This is a genomic window from Arthrobacter sp. TJ-178 (genome assembly GCF_058269275.1).
Window position 1 is genome coordinate 861430 of sequence record NZ_JBZCNK010000001.1, and the last position, 19936, is coordinate 881365.

Consider the following 19936-nt stretch of genomic DNA (forward strand, 5'->3'; position numbering starts at 1 on the left):
CGCCCGCCGGACCTACCCTGATTACCGGCGGAAAGGCGGAACACGGGATGGAAAAGTTTGACTTCAAGAAGGCCTACCCCGAGCTTTACGCGCCAAAACGGGGCGACTTTTCGCTGGTGGATGTTCCGGCCCTGCAGTATCTCGCCTACGACGGCCACGGGGACCCGAACACCTCAGCCGAGTATGCGGGCGCCCTGGGATGCCTGTACCCCGCGGCGTATGCGGTCAAGTTTGCGTCGAAACAGGATCTGGAACGGGACTTCACAGTGGCTCCCCTGGAGGGGCAGTGGCGTGCCGCCGACATGGAAGCGTTCGCCCGCGGCGACAAAAATTCCTGGGACTGGACCATGCTGGTTGCCCAGCCGCCCTGGATCACGCAGGATCTGGTCCTCGCAGCCATCGATGCCGTCCGCAAAAAGAAGAACCCGCCGGGCCTGGACAAGGTCCGTCTGCGCACTCTGACCGAAGGCACCTCGGTCCAGATTTTGTACTTCGGCTCCTACGACGCCGAGGGCCCGGTTCTGCAGCGTCTGCACCGCCAGTGGATGCCGGCTCACGGGCTCACATTCAACGGGGACCACCACGAGATTTACCTGAGCGATCCGCGGCGGACCGCCCCCGAAAAGCTCAGGACGGTGCTGCGGCAACCGGTCCGCCCGCTCGGTCCCTCCGACTGAGCCCAGGGCGAGCCGCTGACATCTTTGCGGCGAAGCAGAGGCCAGCTTGAAGTACAGCGGCGAACCGGCTTGTCTTAGGCCATGACTTGGATCAACCTTCGCCGCGCCGTCCAGCTGCTGTTCGGGCTCTTTTGCTACGGCTTCGCGATCGGCATGATGATCCAGGCGCATCTGGGCGTGTCTCCGTGGGATGTCCTGGGGCAGGGCGCCGCCGGGCAGGCGGGCATATCATTCGGCGTGGCCAGCATCCTGATCGGAGCGCTGGTGCTGCTGTTGTGGATTCCGCTCCGGCAAAAGCCGGGTATCGGCACCGTCCTCAACGTCCTGCTGGTGGGCCCCAGCGCCGAAGTCTGTCTGGCCCTGATGCCCGCACCGGGGCAGCTTTGGGGGCAGGTGCTGGTTTTCACCGGCGGACTGGTGCTGCTGGCTGCGGCCACGGGCCTCTATATCGGTGCCCGAATGGGCCCGGGGCCGCGTGACGGGCTGATGACAGGCATGCACAGCCGGTTTGGCTGGCCCGTCTGGGCGGTGCGCACGGGCATTGAGGTGACAGTCCTTGCCCTCGGCTGGGTGCTCGGCGGCACCGTGGGACTCGGAACGGTGGCCTTCGCCCTGCTCGTGGGTCCGCTGGTCAACCGCGCACTTCCGCTCTTTCATATTCCGTAAATCCCGCCGGCCGCCAAACGTTACGCCCGCGGCGCGTAGGTCAGAATGGCGTTGCCCGAGGCCGTGATCTGTGAGTCCAGCAGTTTCAGCCGGGTCCGCGGGTCACCCGGCTGAAACAGGCGCTGCCCGTCTCCGGCCACCACCGGATGCACCATCAGGGTCAGGGAATCCAGCAATCCGGCAAAAAGAAGCTGGCGGACCAGGGAAATACTGCCGTTCACGGCGATGTCTGCGCCGTCGCGCTCTTTGAGCCGGCGAACAAACTCTTCCAATTCGCCATCCATGAGCCGCGCATTGTTCCAGCTGAGGTCCTCATCGGAGAGGGTTCGGGACGCGACAATCTTCTCGACCGGATTGATGAACTCACCGAATCCGTCATCCGTGTTTCCCGGCCAATAATCTGCCCACTGCTGGTACGTAACCCGGCCGAGCAGCACCGTGTCCTGCGTGGCCAGAACTGATTCCATCAGCGGTCCCATGTCCTCGTCAAAGTGGTCAAACTGCCACTCCCCCGGGTTCTCCACTACACCGTCAATCGAGCTGAACAGTGCTGCCGCTACCTTGCGCATTGCGGGCCTCCTTCCGCTGCCGGTGTCCTCGTCCTGCTCCCAAACCGCTCTTTCCAGCGGACTCTATCGGGTTCATCGGATGAGGCATACGATGGCCGTGCGATTCACCTTCCGCAGGAGGAATGGCCATGGCCGAAGGAACATCTTCTGGAACGCAGGGTCATCCTGCGAATTACGGCAATGTGCCGGTAATTATCTCCGCTGTCATGGCGGTGGTGGCCGGCGTGGCAGTGGCTGTCTTTTCCACCGGAGGAACCGAACGCGAGTTCCGGTGGGAACTGGGCGTTGCGGCCGCCTGCGCCACCTTCATTGTTTCGCTGCTGATTTTCCTCGTCCTGATCCTCACCGCCGCACCCAACCCCGAGGAGCTGGGCAAGGGCACCGGGGTCAAGCGCAGCTTTGGCTCGCTTCCGGACGCGTCCGACGGCGGCAGCGGCCTCCGTTCCGACGGCCCCGAACGCTAGCCTGAGGGGTTCGGCCCGTAGGGGAGTCCGGCTTCCTTCCCGCCGCCGGTAAGTTGGAACACATGCCTGTCTTGCGCGAGGAGTTCCATCTCACTGTCGGTGACCTCGAGGTCTCCGCCGCGTTTGCCGCACCCGATGACGCAACGGCCGCCGTCGTCGTCGCGCACGGGGCGGGAGCGGGAATGGACCATCCGTTCCTGACCGGTTTCACCGATGCCCTGAACGCCGGCGGCGTGGCGACGCTGCGCTTCAATTTTCCGTACCGGGAGGCCGGCAAGAAATTTCCCGACCGGCCGCCGCTGGCGATCGATTCCTGGCGTTCCGCCATGGAGGCGGCGGCGTCCCGAACAGCGGGCCTGCCGCTGTGGAGCTGCGGCAAGTCTTTTGGCGGACGCATGGCCTCCATGGCAGCGGCGGAGGGAATGACGACGGCGGGACTCATCTTTCTGGGCTATCCCCTGCATCCGCCGGGGAAACCGGAGAAAATGCGGGACGAGCATCTGTACGGCCTGACGCTGCCCATGCTGTTTCTGCAGGGCACCCGTGATCCGTTTGCGCTTCCCGGGGAGCTTGAGCCGGTGGCGGAACGGATTGGACCCAATGCCCGGGTGGAGCGGGTCGAGGGTGCAAACCACATGTTTGAGGTGCGCGGAAACAAGCGGTCGCCGGATGTTGTGGGGGCCGGTCTGGCGAATCGGGTGCTGGACTATTTGAAGCATTAGGACCGGCAGGCGGCCAGAACAGCCCCTCTGCCGCGCGGCAGGCCTACCGCCCAGCAGGCCAAAAGTGTTTACTGGAGCTGCGCAGCCCTGCACGGTTGCATCCGGAGCCACAAAGGAGTGGAAATGGCCGACAATGCACAGCCTCAGCTGGACGAAGCAGTTCAGGACTGGCTGCTCCAACTCGACAACGCACTGACCAGCCGGAATACCGAGGCAGCGGCCGCCTTATTCGAGGAGGACGGCCTTTGGCGTGATTTTGTTTCCTTCACCTGGAACTTGAAAACGCTTGAGGGCCGGCAGGAAATCATGGAGATGCTCTCCTCCGTCCTTGACGACGTACAGCCCTCAGGGTGGACACTGGCAGAGCCGGCCACGGGCGACGCCGCAGCAACGGAAGCCTGGATCACGTTCGAAACAGCAGCCTCACGCGGCTGGGGTCACCTGCGGTTGCGCGACGGAAGGGCATGGACCCTGCTGACCACCATGCAGGAACTCAAAGGTCATGAAGAGCAGAAGGGTGCCACCCGGCCCAAGGGTGTGGAACACACCATCGCACGTGGGCGGACGTCCTGGCTGGAGGAAAAAGAGCAGCACCGGACTCGGATCGGTTATGAAGAGCAGCCCTACTGTGTGATCGTTGGCGGCGGGCAGGGCGGGATCGGACTCGCCGCACGTTTGCGCCGGTTGAACGTTCCCACCATCGTCATCGAACGGAATGAACGGGCAGGCGATTCGTGGCGCAAGCGCTACAAGTCCCTCGCCCTGCATGATCCGGTTTGGTATGACCACCTCCCTTACCTCAAATTCCCCGATGACTGGCCGGTCTTCGCACCCAAGGACAAGATCGGCGATTGGCTGGAGCACTACACCGCTCTCATGGAACTGGATTATTGGTCCGGAACGGAGTGCCTGGGCGCCCGCTATGACGACGACGCCGGGGCCTGGGAGCTCAGAGTCAGGCGGGGCGGGCAGGATGTAACGCTGCATCCGCAGCAACTCGTCTTTGCCCTGGGCGTCTCCGGGTATCCGAACGTTCCGGAGTTCGACGGCGCCAAGGCCTTCCTCGGCGAGCAGTACCATTCCTCGCAGTACCCCGGCGGGGGTGACCAAACCGGCAAGAAGGCCCTCATCATCGGCTCCAACAACTCCGCCCATGACATCGCGGCGGACCTTTGGGAGCACGGTGCCGACGTTACTATGCTGCAGCGTTCCTCAACCCACATTGTCCGCAGCGACTCGTTGATGAACTTTGCCTTGGGAGACCTGTATTCGGAGCGCGCGCTGGAGGCAGGCACCACCACCGAAAAAGCGGACATGCTCTTCGCCTCACTGCCCTACCGGATCCTGCCGGAGGCGCAGATTCCCATCTATGAACAGATCGCTGAGCATGACGCCCTGTTCTACGATCAGCTGAGGCAAGCCGGGTTCAAGCTGGATTTCGGTGAAGACGGATCCGGTTTGTTCCTGAAGTACCTAAGGCGCGGCTCCGGTTACTACATCGATGTTGGCGCCTCCCAGCTCATCATTGATGGCCGGGTAAAGCTGCAGAGCGGTCAAGTTGCCAAGCTCACCGGCAACGGCGCAGTGCTCGAAGACGGCAGCGAACTGGACGCCGATGTGCTCATCTACGCCACTGGATACGGCTCCATGAACAACTGGCTGGCAGACCTGATCTCGCCCGAAGTGGCCGACCAGGTGGGTAAATGCTGGGGCTTCGGCTCCGGGACCACCAAGGATCCCGGGCCTTGGGAGGGCGAGCTGCGCAACATGTGGAAACCCACCAATGTGGAGAACCTCTGGATCCACGGCGGGAATTTGCATCAGAGCAGGCACTATTCCCTCTTTCTGGCGCTGCAGCTCAAGGCCCGGATGGAAGGACTGCCAACCCCCGTCTACGGATTGCAGCCATCCCACCATCCCCGCTAGCCGGTCAGCGTGAGGTGAGTCGCAACCCCTGTGCCTGCACGCCCGAGGTTCGGTAAGCTGGCGCCATGCTGAAGAGAGTGGCAAAAAGAGTCGCGGTAGCAGCACTTATCGTTGCGGCCTTGGCCGCAGGCCTGGTCGCCGTATTGGGTTACGGCGCCCTCCAGCTTGTCCAGGCTGCCGTATACGGTGACGACGGCGACCCCTCGATCTGGTCCTTCTTCGCCGCCTTTTTCACCCCGTCGCTGTGCATCGGCGCGGCGGTGCTCCTGGGCATGGGTGTGCGCTCCTCCCGGCGCCGTGCCCGGGCCGCACAAAACCGGCGGACCGACGCCGCTGCGCAGGCCGAGTCCTGGCGTCGGCTGTACCTGCGTAGGGATGAGCTGCTCGTACGGTGGTCGCGTTATGAGACGGACGTTGCCCTGATGATCGATTACCCGGCGATGACCGACTACACGGATCCGGTGATCCGGGACGTCGTTGTTGCCATGCAGGGAATCCGGGCCGCCGAGGCCGAGGCTCTGGATTTGGACCGGGGACCGGCCGAGCGTTCCAAGCTCTTCTCCGCTGTAAACCGGTTTGAGGTCGCCTTCCTGACAGCGGAACGGTATGCCCGGCGCCGCGGCCAGTCCGATCTGACGGCGGCCGAACGCAGTAAGCTCGCCACCGCCCGGCAGGCCCTGAACATCATTCTTGATGACTCGGCACCGCGGTCCGAAGTGGACGCGGCCTACCGCAGCCTGCGCGGTTCGCTGCGCGGCATCATTGATTTGCCGGATCGTGCCATCGCCGATCTGGAAGCCCACACCAGGCAGGTCCTTACCGGGTCGCTGCACGGCGCGACGGCAGCTTCAGCCCGACAAGCTGCCTGACGGCCGTCAGGGTTTTACTCCCGCTCGCCCTCGCTGCCGTGGGGGTAGTCATCCTCATCGGCAGTCGTTCCGCCGTCAGCATCCTGTTCCAGCCGGTCAGCCTCGGACCCGTCCGCACGGAGCGGATCTCCGTGCGCCCGAACGGAGTCCTGAATTCCGGAGTCTTCCTCGGCTTCGGGAACCGCCGGGGCCTGTTGGTCCAGCGCATCTGCTTCATTCTCCGTGGGTACGGCGGGACGGTCATCTGCTGCGGGCATCATGGTCTCCTCTGCTGAAAAGGTTTCCCCGGCTGAAAAACCTAAGGCTTCACAAGCAACGTCGGTACGTCTAGATTATAAGCCTGCTTACCACTTTCCCGGCGAGAGGAACACCATGAATCAGCCCGCTCAGCAGCAGGACACTCCCGGTACCCAGGGCAAGATGACGCCTACCCCGGACTGCGGTGAGAAGTCGTACCGCGGCATGGACAAGCTCAAAGGCAAAACCGCGGTCATTACCGGCGGAGACAGCGGCATTGGACGGGCGGTGGCCATCGCTTTCGCCCGCGAAGGCGCCGACGTCGTCATCTCCTACCTGAATGAGGACGACGACGCCAGGGAAACCGCCCGCTGGGTCGAGGAAGCCGGCCGCCGTGCCGTGCTCGTTCCCGGAGACTTGGATACCGCCGAGCAGTGCCGGAAAGTCATCGACACGGCCGTGCGGGAATTCGGCAAGATCGATGTCCTGGTCAACAATGCCGCGTACCAGATGGACCATGAATCGCTGGATGAGATTTCCGATGAAGAGTGGGAGTACACCTTCAAGGTCAACATCAACGCGATGTTTTACCTGGTTAAGGCCGCCCTGCCGCACATGGCACCCGGGTCCGCGATCATCGGCAGTTCGTCAGTGAATTCGGATATGCCCAGCCCCACGCTGGCGCCCTATGCTGCCACCAAGGCGGCCATTGCCAACTTCTCCGCCAGCCTGGCCCAGCTGCTGGGCGAAAAGGGAATCCGCGTCAACAGCGTGGCGCCCGGCCCCATCTGGACCCCGCTGATTCCGGCCACCATGCCGCCGGAGAAGGTGGAGTCCTTTGGATCAGATGTGCCGCTGGGACGCCCCGGGCAGCCGGCTGAGCTTGCCCCGGTCTATGTACTGCTGGCGTCCGACGACGGCAGCTACATTTCCGGCGCGCGCGTCGCCGTGACCGGTGGCCGGCCCGTTTTGTAACTGGCGTGGGGCGTTGCGCGGCGGTGCAGCGCCGCACGTTACGGGTCAGGTGCGGAGGCTGGGATAGTCTGTGATCTTCCGGGGATCGGCAGACTAAGGAATCCATGACAGTCCACACCAGCACTCGGCTCTCCGACGGCCGGGAGCTCATCTACTTTGACTCTTCCGCCGAGACCGCGCAGCGCCGCGTCTCCGCGCCGCTGGACAGCCGCGGCCTTCCCGCCCGGCCGGGAAACGGCACCGCCCGCTACGACGCCCTAACCGGGGAGTGGATTGCCGTTGCGGCGCACCGGCAGTCGCGCACCCATTTGCCGCCCGCGGACCAGTGCCCGCTGTGCCCGTCAACGCCGTCGCGCGCCTCCGAAATCCCGGCCGAAGACTACGAAGTGGTGGTCTTCGAAAACCGGTTCCCCTCTTTCGGCCCGGATCTGGGAACCCTGCCCGAGGGCCCGTCATGGGGCACGACGGCGCCGGCGTACGGCCGCTGCGAAGTGGTGGCCTTTGATTCGGCCCACGAAGGGTCTTTCGGTTCCCTTTCCCCCGACCGCGCGCGGACCGTGGTGGACGCCTGGGCGCAGCGCACGGAAGCACTGTCCGCGATGGACGGAATCCGCCAGGTGTTCTGCTTTGAGAACCGCGGTGCGGACATCGGCGTCACCCTGCTGCATCCGCACGGCCAGATCTACGCCTACCCGTTCATTCCGCCGCGTTCCGCCGTCATGGCGCAGCAGGCGGCTGCCTATTATGAGGCGTCCGACGGCCGGCAGACCCTTGTGGGGGCGGCGTTGGAGGCCGAACGAAGCTCGGGAGAACGGATGATCCTCGAAGGCGAACACTTCAGCGCCTATGTCCCCTTTGCCGCCCGCTGGCCGCTGGAAGTCCATCTTGTTCCGCACCGCCAGGTGGCTGACCTCGCTGAACTCCGGGATGAAGAACGCGATGACCTGACCGCCGTTTATCTGGATCTGCTGGCCCGCGTGGACGGCCTCTATTCCACCCCCACCCCGTACATCGCCGCTTGGCAGCAGGCGCCGCTGGACGCCCGGTTCCGTCCGGCCAGCCGCCTGCACCTGCAGCTCACCTCGCCCCGCCGGGCCGAAGACAAGCTCAAGTTCCTGGCCGGGTCCGAAGCCGCCATGGGTGCCTTCATCAACGACACCATCCCGGAACAGGTGGCCGCAAACCTGCGCGCCGCTGTTCCCTCGACTTCCGGAAAGGTGCTCTCATGACCCTCTCGGCTCCCGAACTCTCCGCCGCATTCACCGCCCGCTTCGGGCGGGAACCGGCAGGTATCTGGTCCGCTCCCGGACGCGTGAACCTGATCGGGGAGCACACTGACTACAACGACGGTTTTGTCCTGCCCTTCGCCATTGACCGGTCAACGGTTGTGGCTGCGGCGCCGCGCCGGGACCGGACCGCCCAGGTTTACTCGGCCTTTGGCGAGGGCAGTTCCGCAAGCGCAGACCTGAACACCCTCAGCGCGGGCAGCGTGAAGGGCTGGGCAGCCTATCCGCTGGGCGTGCTGTGGGCTTTTGAAGACCGCGGCACGGGTGTCCCCGGCGTGGACCTTTATCTCGATTCCGACGTTCCGCTGGGGGCGGGTCTCTCTTCCTCGGCTGCATTGGAATGCGCTGTCGCGGTGATGGCCAACGACCTCTCGGATGCCGGACTTACCGGCCCCGAGCTTGCTGCACTGGGTCAGCGCGCCGAAAACCTGATGGTAGGCGCACCCACCGGCATTATGGACCAGTCCGCGTCGCTGCTCGGCGAGGAAGGCCACGCCGTTTTCCTGGACTGCCGGAGCAGGGAAGCGCAGCTGGTGCCGCTGGACCTGGCCGGAAACGGGCTGACACTGCTGGTGATCGACACCCGCGTGAGCCACGAACATTCCAGCGGCGGCTACGCGTCCCGGCGGGCCTCCTGTGAAAAGGGAGCCAAGGCCATGGGCGTGGATGCCCTGCGCGATCTGGCCCTGGATGACCTGGCTGCGGCCGAGGAGGTTCTGGATGAGGAAACATTCCGGCGCGTCCGCCACGTGGTCACGGAGAACGCCAGGGTGCTGGCCGCCGTCGACGTCCTGCGGACGGACGGTCCGGGCAAACTCGGGAACCTGCTCAACGAAAGCCACGCCTCCATGCGGGACGACTTCGAGATTTCCTGCCCGGAGCTTGATCTGGCGGTGGAGTCGGCTCGAGGCGCCGGTGCGCTGGGCTCCCGGATGACCGGGGGCGGCTTCGGCGGTTCGGCCATTGCGCTGGTCACCAGCAACGACGCCGACGCCGTCACCGCCGCCGTTTCCGACGCGTTTTCTGCGGCGGGCTATGCCGCTCCCGCGGTGTTTACCGTGCTTCCCGCGTCCGGAGCCGGCCGGGTGGAAAACTGAGGAAAGCGCTCCGGTAACGGCCTCGGCAACCGCCCTGCCATCTACCGCTGAGATGCCTCCGGCATATTACTGACGAAGAACGGCGCCAGGTCACCGTGGGGATTGACCGCCGGATCGGCGTCGAACCCGTTGTACTGCTGGCGCAGGCCGATCACGGCACGGGCGGCGTCGTCGTCAATGGCGGTGTTCCGGGCGATGCCCCAGGGACCCAGCTCGGCGTCCAGCACCAGGCGTGCATCCGGTTTGAGCAGGCCGCGCATGCTTCCCACCAAGTCAGCCGCCTCGTCTTGGTTGGCCGGGTCCAGCACCCAGGCCAGCGCATTTTCATAGGCGTCACGGAACCGGGCTGCCGTGTCCCGGTTTTCCGAGTAGAAGTCTCCGTTCCAGGCAGCCACGCTGCCCACATACGGCATGCCGAGGGACGATTCATCGGCCAGCTGGTTCAAGCCCTCTTCGCGGGCCAGCGCTTCGAGACCGTTGCTAAGCAGCGTGGCCGCGGTGTAGCCGTCATTCATGTGCCGGAAGCGCTCCGCCACACTGCCCTGGCCCACCACGGTGTAGTCGGTGTCCCGGCGGAGTCCTGCCTTTTCAAGGATCGAGTAGATCACGTAGGCGTATCCGCTGTCCGCGTCGTCCACGGCCACCTCACCGCCGCGGACCGCTTCCAGCGAGGTGATCTCCGGCGGGCTGATGACGCTGAGGCCCATACCCAGATCCAGGGCAAAATCTGCCACGACGTCCAGCGGCCGGCCAAGGCTATTGGAGGCGTTGCAGCGGTAATTGACCACGTTGTCCCACGCAGTTTGCAGGACATCGTAGTTTCCGGCCGCGAAGTCGCGGAACTGCTGCTCCGAGGACTGGACCTGCTCCAACGTCACATGCACGTTATTGTCGGCGAAAAATCCCTTCTTCTCCCCTGCCGCCAGTGCGGGAGAGATGGAGAAAACGCCCATCTTCAACGGATTGTCACTGCTGCCCGGCTGTGCCATGTGAGGTCCTTGATCTCTTGGAGGAGCCCCCCTGCCCGTATTCCAGCCTAGGGAGTCGCCCCGGGTTGGAAAAGGGTGCGGGAAAAGAACGGGAGACATAGGCTGCACCGCAACCGTCGCCGCCATGCCCCGGATGCCCCGGCGCGGATAGCCCGGCGCGGATGCCCCGGCGCATAGTAGGCCAGACTGAAGCGCATGGACCCGAACAAACAGATTCAAGCCGCCGAACTCGAGCTTCTCGGCTCTTCGACCCGAAGCAACTCCGGACGGGTTCGCGAATTGCTGCATCCGGAGTTCATCGAAATCGGCCGTTCAGGCCGGCGCTGGACCCGTGCAGAGATCATTTCCGCCCTCAGCACCGAACAGCACCGGCCAACGCCGGACACCGATGACTGGGAATTCTTCCGGCTGGCACCCGAGCTCATCCTTGCCACCTACCGCCTCCGCACCCCGGCCGAGCCCGCAGCCGTACCGGGACCCCCTGTTGAGCCCGGCTCAGTCTCTCGACACTCGTCGGTGTGGGACGTCTCGGCTCCGCAGGTGCGGCTCCGCTTTCACCAGGGGACGGTAATTCTTCCCAACAGCTGAGAAAACAGCGAAGTCCTGCCCCTCCGCAGAGGGGCAGGACTTCGCAGTGGTGGAGATGGGGGGAATCGAACCCCCGTCCGATGTTGTATTGCCAGGACTTCTCCGGGCGCAGCATGCGTCGGATTTTCTTGGCCCCAGCCATCTTGCAAGCGAGTGGCTGATCCGGGCCCAGCCGTCCAAAAGTCCCGAACACCCAGACGGCGAAGGTGTTCAGCAGTGGCCCTCTAAACGACGCCAGGATCCGGAGCGAGAGCGACTCCGGGCTGACGGACTACTCCGGCTGCTTAGGCAGCGAGAGCGAAGTCAGTGCGCATAGGTTTGGCACTTATTTTTTTGCAGAGAGCGTTAACGAGATAACTCTGCGTTCTCGGCCCGCTTCCCCTGACTCAACAGACATCGTCGAAACCGATCATCCCCATATTCAGTTGCCAATCCCCGCATCCGCCGCCTCCGGCATCTGCGCGGTCCACAAATAATAACGCCGCCGGCCCCCCAATGATTCCCGTTCAGGGAACCGTCCGCGGGCCCGGCAGTCAGTGACTGGTGGTTCCCTGCCTGGATTCCAGATCAGGGCCAATCCAGGCGTCCGACACCAGTCCGGTAACCCACGCATAGACGGCCTTGTGCAGGACATCCACCGCTTGTTCCTCCGCTGGCCAGGTTGCCGGCGGAGCCCCGATACCCGTGGCGTTTTCCAGGGTCTGGTCCGTTGCCAGCCGCACCGCGGTGAACCCGGTGTTGGCCAACGGACCGCGGATACCGGTGACTGACCATACCCCCCGCAGCGCGCCGAGCAGAGCACCCGTCCCCCAGTGCATGGCATGGTTCCAGAGCGGTGGCTGCGCATCCGGCTCGGGGTGCCTGCCGAGCAGGCTCAACAGCGTCCGGGCCGGTACATAGGAATTGGAACGGCCGGTCACTGCCTGTTCCAGTTTCTCGCCTGCAGTCATCGCCGCTACTCCGGCCAAACCGGCGACTGCACCTTGTCCGGCGGCCTTCAAGAGCATCTGTCCACGGGAATTTGCCACGTCTGCCTCCTGTCGGTGCGGGTGTGGTTCGTCGTGTTCTTCCACCACGTCTTCCACTCTAGGAGAACAACCGCAGAGTTTCCTCCCGGCTGCCGGTGCCGCTCCTTCCGGGCGGAAACTGGTTCCGCCGAAAGGGTGATGGGGAAGAATGCTCTCCATGGACACTTCTCCCACCGGCTGGACATCTGCGGACATGCCGGAACTCATTGCCCGGGCCCGCAGTATGGCCGCTGCCGGAAGCCGCCGGATTCTGGGCATCGCGGGAGCACCCGGGGCGGGAAAGTCGACGCTGGCGCGGCAAATGGTCGAGGCCCTTGGCCCGGGCACTGCGGTTCTGGTGCCCATGGACGGGTTCCATCTGGCCAACAGCGTGCTGCAAAGCCTGGGCAGGCAAGAGCGTAAAGGGGCCCCCGATACGTTCGACCACGGCGGATATGCAGCGCTGCTGCAGCGCCTGCGCCGGCAGTCGGAGGAGGAACCGGAGATCTACGCGCCGGAGTTCCGGCGCGAGCTGGAGGAACCGATCGGTTCCGCCCTTCCCGTCCGGGCGTCCGTGCCGCTTGTCATCACGGAGGGCAACTATCTGCTGCTGCAGCAGGGCCACTGGCCCCGCGCCCGGGCAGCCATCCACGAGGTCTGGTATCTCGAAACGGACGACGACGTGCGCCGAGACCGCCTGATCCGGCGCCATGCCGAATTCGGCAAGACACCGGAACAGGCCCGGGCGTGGGCACTGGGCAGCGACGAGGCGAATGCCCGCCTGATCCGGGATTCCGCCGGTCGAGCCGACCATCTGGTGCGGCTAACCGGGGAATCCTAAAGAACCCGTTACAGGCCGCGGCGGCGTCCGAAGATCAGTGAAGCAGCAGCAGTGGCAGCAGTGACGGTGTAGACCGAAGGCCAGGCACCGAGCTTCTTCGCCAGCGGGTGGGACAGGCCGAAAGCGGCCACGTAGCCTGCGGTGAGGGCTGCGGCCGTGCCGGTGCCGGCGTCGCGCTTCCACATCGTGAAGGCTGCCGCTCCTGCCGCGGCCAGGACGGCGCCGCCCAGCTGGCGGTTGCCGGTGTCCCGTGCGGTCTTGTAGCCGCCGATCAGGCCGGCGCTGGAAACGAGGGACGTCAGAACTGCACTCACAGTGTTTTCTCCTATTGGCTGGATATTTCCACCAGCCTATCCCCGCAGGAAGGACCGACGCTGCGTCTATGCTGTGAGGCAAGCCCCTCCCCGACCCTGAAGGACCGCGCATGTCACCGACATCCGAAAACCTGCTCGCTGCCGACCCTGCACTGGAAAAGGTCGCCACCGGCGCCCAGTGGGCCGAGGGGCCGGTCTGGATTCCCGCCCGCGCCGCCGTACGTTTCAGTGATATTCCGGGCAACCGGATCCTGGAATACCGGGAGGCCACTGGCGCCCTTGAGGTCTATGCCACCGATGTGGAGTTCACCAACGGCCGCGCGCTGGACCTCGACGGTGCGGTGATCCAGTGTTCTCACGGCCGGCGCGCCATTGAGCGGGACACCGGAACCGGGCCCGACGCCGTTCCCTCCGTCCACACGCTCGTTGACTCCTACAACGGGCATCGGCTGAACTCGCCGAACGACCTGGTGGTGAAGTCCGACGGCACCATTTGGTTCTCAGACCCCTCCTACGGAATCCAGAAGGACACCGAAGGGCACCCGGGCCGCGAGGAATACGGAGACCGCTGGGTTTTCCGCTTCGATCCGGCCAGCGGAGAGCTGACGCCCGCCGTCGTTGACGTCGAAGTCCCCAACGGGCTGGCCTTCTCCCCCGATGAATCCATCCTCTACGTCTCCGACACTTCGCTGGGCACGCCCGCCATGGACGGCGGGCCGCGGCTGCACGGCCACGCCATCCACGCCTACGACGTCGTGCAGGGCAGGTTTGCGCGCAACGGGCGAACGTTTGCCGAAGTGGGGCCGGGGGTTCCCGACGGTTTCCGGGTTGATGTCCACGGCAACATCTGGTCCTCCTCGGAGGAAGGAGTGCAGGTCTTTTCCCCTGCCGGTGAGAGGATCCTGCAGATACCGGCTCCGGAAACCGTCAGCAACGTCTGCTTCGGCGGAGAGGACGGCCGCACCCTGTATATGACGGCCTCCAGCAGCCTGTACCGGATCCGGACCACTGTGAGCGATGCGGCCGTCGCCCTGCGTTCCCGGTGAACCCTGCGTTCCCGGTGAATCCTGCGTTCCCGGCGCAGCTAGGCAAAGGGCAGCACCAGTGACGCGTAACGTTCCTTGACGGTTTCCAGCAGTTCGTCACCGGGGTTGTCCCAGATCTCCTGGTTGAAGATCTCCACCTCAATATCGCCGGTGTATCCCGCCTCCGCCACCCAGCCGGTGATCGTGCCGAAGTCGATCACGCCGTCGCCCATCATTCCCCGGGAAAGCAGGGCATCGGAGGCGATGGGCAGATTGAAATCGCAGATCTGATAGGACGCAATCCGGTCTTCCCGGCCGGCGCGGGCAATGGTCTCGCGCAGCTGCGGATCCCACCACACATGGAAGGTGTCCACTGCCACGCCGACGACGGCGGCGGGGTAGGGCGCGGCCAGGTCCAGCGCCTGCCCCAGAGTGGAGAGCAGCGCCCGGTCCGCCGCATACATGGGGTGCAGAGGTTCCAGCACCAGCCGGACACCGTGCTCGGCGGCGAAGGGGGCCAGCTCCTCGAGCCGGTCCGCCACGCGCTGCCGGGCGGCGACGATGTCCCGGTCGCCGTCCGGCAGTCCGCCGACCACCAGGAACAGCTCTCCGGTGCCCAGGGTCTCGGCTTCCAGGATGGCGGCACGGTTGTCCCGGACGGCCGCCTCGCGGCCGGCCGGATCGGCGGCCGTCAGGAACCCGCCCCGGCACAGGGAGGAAACCCGCAGCCCGGCGTTGCTGATCAGTTTGGCCGCGCGCTCGGTGCCCACCTCCGCAACGCGGTCCCGCCAGGGGCCGATTGCCGGAATGCCGGTGCGGACGCACGCGTCAATGACCTGTTCCAGGGTCCAGTACTTGGTGGTGGCACTGTTCAGGGATAAGCGGGAAAAGTCGCTCATGAAGCCACTCCGTTCACGGTAAGCCACGCCTTCATCCGGGCGGTGCTGAGCTCCGGATCCACGAGCAGGCCGGCCTGGTCCGCCAATTCAAAGGTGCGGGCAAGGTGCCGGACGGACCGGCCGTTCTGCAGCCCGCCCACCATGGAAAAACCGGGCTGCCTGCCGTTGAGCCAGGACAGGAAGGCGATGCCGGTTTTGTAGTAGAACGTGGGGGCATTGAAGATATGCAGCCCCAGTTCCCGGGTGCAGTCCAGGATGGCCCGCGCTTTCTCCGGCCGGCCGGCGTCGTAATTCTGCAGCGCAGCTGAAGCCGCGGGATAAATGGCCGCAAAAATCCCGAGCAGCGCATCCGAATAATGGGTTCCGTCGCCCTCGATCAGTTCCGGATAATTGAAGTCATCGCCTGTGTAGAGCCGGACGCCTTTCGGCAGGACGGCCCGCAGCGCCGTCTCGTGCGCGGCGTCCAGCAGGGAGACCTTCACCCCGTCAACCTTGGCCGCGGATCCTTCGATCAGTTCGCGGAAGGTGGCCGTGGCCGCGCCGACGTCCGCTGCGCCCCAGTAACCGGCCAGGGCGGGATCGAACATATCGCCGAGCCAGTGCAGGATCACCGGCTCACGAACTTCCGCCAGCAGGGTTGAATACACGCGGAGGTAGTCATCGGGACCCGACGCCGCCTGCGCCAGCGCGCGCGAGGCCATCAGGATGACCTTGGCACCGGAGCCCTCCACCACGGAAATCTGCTCCCGGTAGGCGTCCAGGACAGCGTTCACCCCTGCCCTTCCTGCCGGCAGCGATGACAGGTCAAGGTGGTCCGATCCCGCTCCGGCGGCAATCAGGTCGCGGACACTCTTGCCTGCAACCGCCGGTGCTCCTGAGGCAACGACGGCGGCCGCCTCCGCCGCGGAGCGCTTGATCAGTTCCTGGGTTGCCGCCCAGTCCAGGCCCATTCCGCGCTGCGCGGTGTCCATGGCATCGGCCACGCCCAGGCCGTAGGACCACAGTTCATGCCGGTAGGCCAGGGTGGAATCCCAGTCCAGGTCCGCGGGCGCACCCGGGATGTTGTTGCCCGCAACCCGTGGAATGACGTGGGCTGCGGCGTAGGCGCGCCGGGCGAGCAGCGGAGCGGTGGGGCGTTGCCATGACGTTGCGGGAGCCGGAACGTAGCCGCGGGTGCCGCCGTCGTCGGCCGGAAGCATCAGGTGCGGCATCAGAGTTCGATCTCCGCAATGTCCAGGGTGCGCCGCTGCGCGGAGGACTGCAGACCGAGTTCGGCCAGCTGCACGCCGCGGGCTGCGGAGAGCAGGCCAAAGCGGTGTTCGCGGCCGGCGACGACGTCGCGCAGGAATTCTTCCCACTGGAGCTTGAAGCCGTTGTCCAGATCCGCGTTCGCCGGAACGTCCTGCCACTGGCTGCGGAAGGATTCGGTGACGGGAAGGTCCGGGTTCCAGACCGGCTTGGGCGTATTCACCCGGTGCTGGGAGACGCATTTGGTCAGTCCGGCGACGGCGGACCCGTGTGTGCCGTCCACCTGGAATTCCACCAGTTCGTCCCGGTAGACGCGCACTGCCCAGGAGGAGTTGATCTGCCCAATGACCGGATCCCCGGCCGGGGTTTCCAGCTCGAAGATGCCGTAAGCGGCGTCGTCGGCGGTGGCGTCGTATTCGTTGCCGGCCTCGTCCCAGCGGCTGGGGATATGGGTAACGGTCTTCGCGTTGACCGTGCGGACCTTGCCGATGATGCCCTCGAGGACGTAGCTCCAGTGGCAGAACATGTCGGTGGCTATGCCGCCGCCGTCTTCCTTGCGGTAGTTCCAGGACGGGCGCTGGGCCGCCTGGTGGTCGCCTTCGAAGACCCAGTAACCGAATTCGCCCCGGATGGAGAGGATGCGGCCGAAGAAACCTTCGTCGACCAGGCGGCGGAGTTTGACCAGCCCCGGCAGGTACAGCTTGTCGTGGACCACGCCCGCGGTCACTCCGGTTTCGCGGCCGATCCGGGCCAGGTCAATGGCTTCTTCCAGGGTTTCAGCGGTGGGCTTTTCGGTGAAGATGTGTTTTCCGGCCAGCATGGCCTTCTTCAGGGTGGCGGCGCGCAGGTTGGTCATGGAGGCATCAAATACGACGTCGACCGTAGGGTCCTCGATAACCGCATCCAGGTCCGTGGTCCATTCGGCAACCTTGTGCTTTTCCGCCAGTTCACGGAGTTTCGCCTCATTGCGGCCCACCAGGATTGGCTCCACTTGGACGCGCGTGCCGTCTTCCAGCAGGAAGCCTCCGGCTTCAACGATCGGCAGGATGGACCGCAGCAGATGCTGCCGGTAGCCCATGCGGCCGGTGATGCCGTTCATGGCGATCCGGATGGTGCGGGGCGGGGTCGCTGTGTTCTCCATGGGGCGGTCTCCGTTGACGGGAATGGGAAGGATGGGGAGGTGTGTGATGCCGAGCGGAAAGGGAAAGGAAAGCGTTTGGTGCGCTTTTGCAAAGCCCGTGGAAACGCCAGCTGGAAAGCACCGGTGGAAAAGCCAAAGTGGAAGTCAAAGTGGAAGTCAATCTGGAAAGCGCATTCCGAAGTGCCCATCCTGCCCCAGCGGGGCATTTCTGGCAAGCACTTTCCCGCGGTGCCATAATTGCGTTCTCACTACAGTGGAGGAAATGTGCCTGCTTGCACCTTGTATGAAGTCGCCCGGCACGCAGGGGTTTCCCTTGCCACCGCTTCCCGTGTGCTCAACGGATCCAGCCGCCGTCCGGGCGGCGCCATTTCCGAACGGGTTCGGGCTTCAGCTGCCGAACTGGGTTATATCGCCAACGCGCAGGCACAGGGTCTGGCGAAGAAGAGCAGCGGGATTCTCGGGCTCATCCTGCATGACATCAGCGATCCCTACTTCTCCATGATTGCCCGCGGCGTGGAGGAAGCAGTGCAGGAAGCAGTGCAGGATCAGGGGAAAGTGGTCCTTTTGGCCAGCACGGGACGCGGGCTGGAGGCAGAACGCCACGCCATCGCCACCTTTGCCGCCCGCCGCGCCGACGCCATCGTGATTGCCGGTTCACGCACCGACAGCACAGCGGCCAGCGGGGAAAACAGTCTCATTCTTGCTGAACTGCGCCGATATAAGGCCAACGGCGGCCGCGTGTGTGTCATCGGGCATCCGGTGATCGGTTCCCGCCCCGACGATGGCTTCCGCACCGTTCCGGTCTCGAACCGCGCGTTGAGCTCGCGGCTCGCCGCAGATCTGGCCGCCGCGGGACACCGGCACTTTCTGGTCCTGGCGGGACCCGAGGGCCTGGTCACCTCCGATGAGCGGCTGGCCGGCTTCCAGGAGGGAATCCGGCAGGCAGGGCTCGAGCCGGCGGAGGTCCACCGGACGGAATTCAACCGCGACGGCGGATACGATGCCGCCGTCGAACTGGGCGCCCGGCTGAAGGCGCCCGAGAGCCCGGAGCCGCCGAGCGGGCAGGACGGCATGCCCGCCCTCTGCGTCTTTGCAGCCAGCGACGTCATGGCGATCGGGGCAATAGCCGGTTTCAGGGAACTCGGGCTGCGTATACCCGAGGACATAGCCGTGGCCGGTTTTGACGACATCGAAACCCTGCGCGACTTCACCCCCGCATTGACCACCGTGCAGCTGCCGCTGGCCGAGCTGGGCCGTCAGGCGGTGGCCCAGGTGCTGGCGCAGGAAGCGCCGGCGGCTGCGAACAGCATCGAGGGGACCGTCATCCTGCGCCGCAGCACCGAGTTCCCCTAAGGCAGAGGCAATGGGCAACTGGACCTGACCCGCTGCGGAACCGGACTCTGTGGAATCGGATTCTGTGGAACAGGACGTGACGCTCTGGGAAACCGGAACCGGACCCGGCGCCCGTCCCCGGTCCGCAGCCGCAGGTGCAGGTGCCCTTCGGCTCCCGATTTGCTACCGTGGGAAGCCAAGACCGGATCCCGGTCTCCGGACGACGGCTCAGTACCCGGACAGCGACAAGACTGGCCAAAGGAATCTGTCATGGCATGGGTCATTCTTGTTCTCTCCGGCATGCTTGAGGCGGTGTGGGCCACCGCGCTGGGAAAATCGCAGAACTTCCGCCGCCCGGTACCCACCGTGATCTTCGCTGCCGGTGTCATCCTGAGCATGGCAGGGCTTGCCTGGGCCATGCAGAGTATTCCGGTGGGCACGGCATATGCCGTGTGGGTGGGAATTGGTGCAGTTCTCACAGCGGCCTACGCAATGGCCTTCGGCGGCGAAAAAGCCACGGCGATGAAGGTCCTGCTGTTGCTGGGCGTCGTGGGATGCGTTATCGGCCTGAAGTTGGTGGGCTAACGTGCCGTGGATCGTGCTGCTCCTGAGCGCAGTATTGGAAGCGGTATGGGCAACAGCCCTGGACGCTTCGGCCGGCTTCACCGTCCTGCTGCCAACTCTTGTTTTTCTGGCCGCCGGCATCGCCTCCATGGTGGGCCTCTCCTACGCCATGAAATTCATCCCCGTGTCCACGGCCTATGCCGTGTGGACCGGACTGGGGGCTGTCCTGACCGTTGCTTACGCCATGATCTTCGGCAACGAGGCTCCGGGGATACTGAAAATCCTTTTCCTCGCCGGGATCATCGGCTGCGTGGTGGGTTTGAAATTCGTGGACTCCGCCCCGAAGGACCGGGACCAGCATGCCGGAGCTCCCGACAGCGGGCAGTCCGAGACACCGCCGCGCGCCGTCGACTAGCGGCCCGCAGGCACGCTGGCTTCGACAGCGCCTCCTCCCGCCGGCAGGTTTTTAAGCGGCAGGCCTTTTCAAGGGAACCCGGCGG

Annotated in this window: 23 protein-coding genes, 1 other RNA gene and 1 riboswitch; of the genes, 15 read left to right on the forward strand and 9 right to left on the reverse strand. The window is 64.9% G+C overall.

Translation table 11 applies throughout. The features are described from left to right. Positions 1 to 47: 47 nt before the first annotated feature. A complete protein-coding gene (locus AC4D2Q_RS04035; RefSeq protein WP_490945153.1) occupies positions 48 to 677 on the forward strand; it encodes a GyrI-like domain-containing protein in 630 nt (209 codons plus the stop codon). A gap of 81 nt (positions 678 to 758) precedes the next feature. After that, positions 759 to 1343, forward strand: coding sequence for a membrane protein YczE (gene yczE, locus AC4D2Q_RS04040; RefSeq protein ID WP_490945155.1), 585 nt, complete (start codon positions 759 to 761; stop codon positions 1341 to 1343). Positions 1344 to 1363: 20 nt separating this feature from the next. Here yczE and AC4D2Q_RS04045 read toward each other — a convergent pair whose 3' ends face one another. Further along, entirely contained in the window at positions 1364 to 1912 is a 549-nt protein-coding gene (locus AC4D2Q_RS04045) for a dihydrofolate reductase family protein (protein ID WP_490945157.1), read from the reverse strand. A 128-nt stretch (positions 1913 to 2040) separates the two neighbouring features. Here AC4D2Q_RS04045 and AC4D2Q_RS04050 point away from each other — a divergent pair, with 128 nt between their 5' ends. The 4 genes from AC4D2Q_RS04050 (at position 2041) to AC4D2Q_RS04065 (ending at position 5893) form a co-directional block, all read left to right on the forward strand. Continuing rightward, positions 2041 to 2376 carry a hypothetical protein gene (locus AC4D2Q_RS04050; RefSeq protein WP_490945159.1) on the forward strand — a complete coding sequence of 112 codons (336 nt, stop codon included), beginning with the start codon at positions 2041 to 2043 and terminating at the stop codon, positions 2374 to 2376. A gap of 62 nt (positions 2377 to 2438) precedes the next feature. Continuing rightward, on the forward strand, positions 2439 to 3098 hold the full coding sequence (locus AC4D2Q_RS04055; protein WP_490945161.1) for an alpha/beta hydrolase family protein: 660 nt from the start codon (positions 2439 to 2441) through the stop codon (positions 3096 to 3098). Positions 3099 to 3221: 123 nt separating this feature from the next. Continuing rightward, complete coding sequence (locus AC4D2Q_RS04060) at positions 3222 to 5024, forward strand: NAD(P)/FAD-dependent oxidoreductase (protein WP_490945163.1); 1803 nt, start codon at positions 3222 to 3224, stop codon at positions 5022 to 5024. A 65-nt stretch (positions 5025 to 5089) separates the two neighbouring features. Continuing rightward, positions 5090 to 5893, forward strand: a complete 804-nt coding sequence (locus tag AC4D2Q_RS04065; protein ID WP_490945166.1) for a hypothetical protein — start codon at positions 5090 to 5092, stop codon at positions 5891 to 5893. A gap of 14 nt (positions 5894 to 5907) precedes the next feature. Here AC4D2Q_RS04065 and AC4D2Q_RS04070 read toward each other — a convergent pair whose 3' ends face one another. Continuing rightward, the gene (locus AC4D2Q_RS04070; RefSeq protein ID WP_490926078.1) at positions 5908 to 6153 is read right to left on the reverse strand and encodes a hypothetical protein; all 246 of its coding nucleotides are present in this window, start codon (positions 6151 to 6153) and stop codon (positions 5908 to 5910) included. 112 nt (positions 6154 to 6265) lie between these two features. Between AC4D2Q_RS04070 and AC4D2Q_RS04075 the strand changes: the two genes are divergently transcribed. The 3 genes from AC4D2Q_RS04075 (at position 6266) to galK (ending at position 9488) form a co-directional block, all read left to right on the forward strand. Further along, on the forward strand, positions 6266 to 7105 hold the full coding sequence (locus AC4D2Q_RS04075; RefSeq protein WP_490945168.1) for an SDR family oxidoreductase: 840 nt from the start codon (positions 6266 to 6268) through the stop codon (positions 7103 to 7105). Positions 7106 to 7209: 104 nt separating this feature from the next. Continuing rightward, entirely contained in the window at positions 7210 to 8334 is a 1125-nt protein-coding gene (gene galT / locus AC4D2Q_RS04080; RefSeq protein ID WP_490926072.1) for a galactose-1-phosphate uridylyltransferase, read from the forward strand. Continuing rightward, complete coding sequence (gene galK, locus AC4D2Q_RS04085) at positions 8331 to 9488, forward strand: galactokinase (RefSeq protein WP_490945170.1); 1158 nt, start codon at positions 8331 to 8333, stop codon at positions 9486 to 9488. Before galT ends, galK begins: the two co-directional genes overlap by 4 nt. Before the next feature lie 41 nt (positions 9489 to 9529). Here the strand turns inward: galK and AC4D2Q_RS04090 are convergent, their stop codons facing one another. Then, positions 9530 to 10477, reverse strand: coding sequence for an ABC transporter substrate-binding protein (locus tag AC4D2Q_RS04090; RefSeq protein ID WP_490945172.1), 948 nt, complete (start codon positions 10475 to 10477; stop codon positions 9530 to 9532). Between the two features lie 195 nt (positions 10478 to 10672). Here AC4D2Q_RS04090 and AC4D2Q_RS04095 point away from each other — a divergent pair, with 195 nt between their 5' ends. Beyond that, a complete protein-coding gene (locus AC4D2Q_RS04095) occupies positions 10673 to 11065 on the forward strand; it encodes a nuclear transport factor 2 family protein (RefSeq protein WP_490945174.1) in 393 nt (130 codons plus the stop codon). Between the two features lie 47 nt (positions 11066 to 11112). Here AC4D2Q_RS04095 and ssrA read toward each other — a convergent pair. Further along, positions 11113 to 11482: a transfer-messenger RNA gene (gene ssrA / locus AC4D2Q_RS04100) on the reverse strand. Positions 11483 to 11598: 116 nt separating this feature from the next. Further along, positions 11599 to 12093 (reverse strand): hypothetical protein, encoded by a 495-nt coding sequence (locus AC4D2Q_RS04105; protein WP_490945176.1) that lies wholly within the window; start codon positions 12091 to 12093, stop codon positions 11599 to 11601. A gap of 157 nt (positions 12094 to 12250) precedes the next feature. Between AC4D2Q_RS04105 and AC4D2Q_RS04110 the strand changes: the two genes are divergently transcribed. Continuing rightward, positions 12251 to 12913: a nucleoside/nucleotide kinase family protein gene (locus AC4D2Q_RS04110; protein ID WP_490945178.1), complete on the forward strand. Its 663-nt coding sequence runs from the start codon at positions 12251 to 12253 to the stop codon at positions 12911 to 12913. 8 nt (positions 12914 to 12921) lie between these two features. Here the strand turns inward: AC4D2Q_RS04110 and AC4D2Q_RS04115 are convergent, their stop codons facing one another. Further along, positions 12922 to 13227: a hypothetical protein gene (locus AC4D2Q_RS04115; RefSeq protein ID WP_400930669.1), complete on the reverse strand. Its 306-nt coding sequence runs from the start codon at positions 13225 to 13227 to the stop codon at positions 12922 to 12924. 110 nt (positions 13228 to 13337) lie between these two features. Between AC4D2Q_RS04115 and AC4D2Q_RS04120 the strand changes: the two genes are divergently transcribed. Beyond that, the gene (locus AC4D2Q_RS04120; RefSeq protein ID WP_490945180.1) at positions 13338 to 14273 is read left to right on the forward strand and encodes an SMP-30/gluconolactonase/LRE family protein; all 936 of its coding nucleotides are present in this window, start codon (positions 13338 to 13340) and stop codon (positions 14271 to 14273) included. Positions 14274 to 14311: 38 nt separating this feature from the next. Here AC4D2Q_RS04120 and AC4D2Q_RS04125 read toward each other — a convergent pair whose 3' ends face one another. The 3 genes from AC4D2Q_RS04125 to AC4D2Q_RS04135 are packed head-to-tail and all read right to left on the reverse strand — an operon-like array spanning position 14312 to position 17540. Then, positions 14312 to 15151 carry a sugar phosphate isomerase/epimerase family protein gene (locus tag AC4D2Q_RS04125; protein WP_490945182.1) on the reverse strand — a complete coding sequence of 280 codons (840 nt, stop codon included), beginning with the start codon at positions 15149 to 15151 and terminating at the stop codon, positions 14312 to 14314. Then, the gene (locus AC4D2Q_RS04130; RefSeq protein WP_490945184.1) at positions 15148 to 16362 is read right to left on the reverse strand and encodes a dihydrodipicolinate synthase family protein; all 1215 of its coding nucleotides are present in this window, start codon (positions 16360 to 16362) and stop codon (positions 15148 to 15150) included. Before AC4D2Q_RS04130 ends, AC4D2Q_RS04125 begins: the two co-directional genes overlap by 4 nt. After that, positions 16362 to 17540 carry a Gfo/Idh/MocA family protein gene (locus tag AC4D2Q_RS04135; protein WP_490945186.1) on the reverse strand — a complete coding sequence of 393 codons (1179 nt, stop codon included), beginning with the start codon at positions 17538 to 17540 and terminating at the stop codon, positions 16362 to 16364. The genes AC4D2Q_RS04130 and AC4D2Q_RS04135 overlap by 1 nt, the downstream gene beginning before the upstream one ends. A 264-nt stretch (positions 17541 to 17804) precedes the next feature. On the opposite strand from AC4D2Q_RS04135, the gene AC4D2Q_RS04140 reads away from it, so the two are divergent. From AC4D2Q_RS04140 to AC4D2Q_RS04150, 3 genes are all read left to right on the forward strand, one after another. Next, positions 17805 to 18893 carry a LacI family DNA-binding transcriptional regulator gene (locus tag AC4D2Q_RS04140; protein ID WP_490945188.1) on the forward strand — a complete coding sequence of 363 codons (1089 nt, stop codon included), beginning with the start codon at positions 17805 to 17807 and terminating at the stop codon, positions 18891 to 18893. A gap of 174 nt (positions 18894 to 19067) precedes the next feature. After that, positions 19068 to 19131: riboswitch (guanidine-III (ykkC-III) riboswitch) on the forward strand. Positions 19132 to 19142: 11 nt separating this feature from the next. Next, positions 19143 to 19457, forward strand: a complete 315-nt coding sequence (locus tag AC4D2Q_RS04145; protein WP_490926060.1) for a DMT family transporter — start codon at positions 19143 to 19145, stop codon at positions 19455 to 19457. Positions 19458 to 19470: 13 nt separating this feature from the next. Beyond that, the gene (locus tag AC4D2Q_RS04150; RefSeq protein WP_490945191.1) at positions 19471 to 19851 is read left to right on the forward strand and encodes a DMT family transporter; all 381 of its coding nucleotides are present in this window, start codon (positions 19471 to 19473) and stop codon (positions 19849 to 19851) included. Positions 19852 to 19936 lie beyond the last annotated feature (85 nt).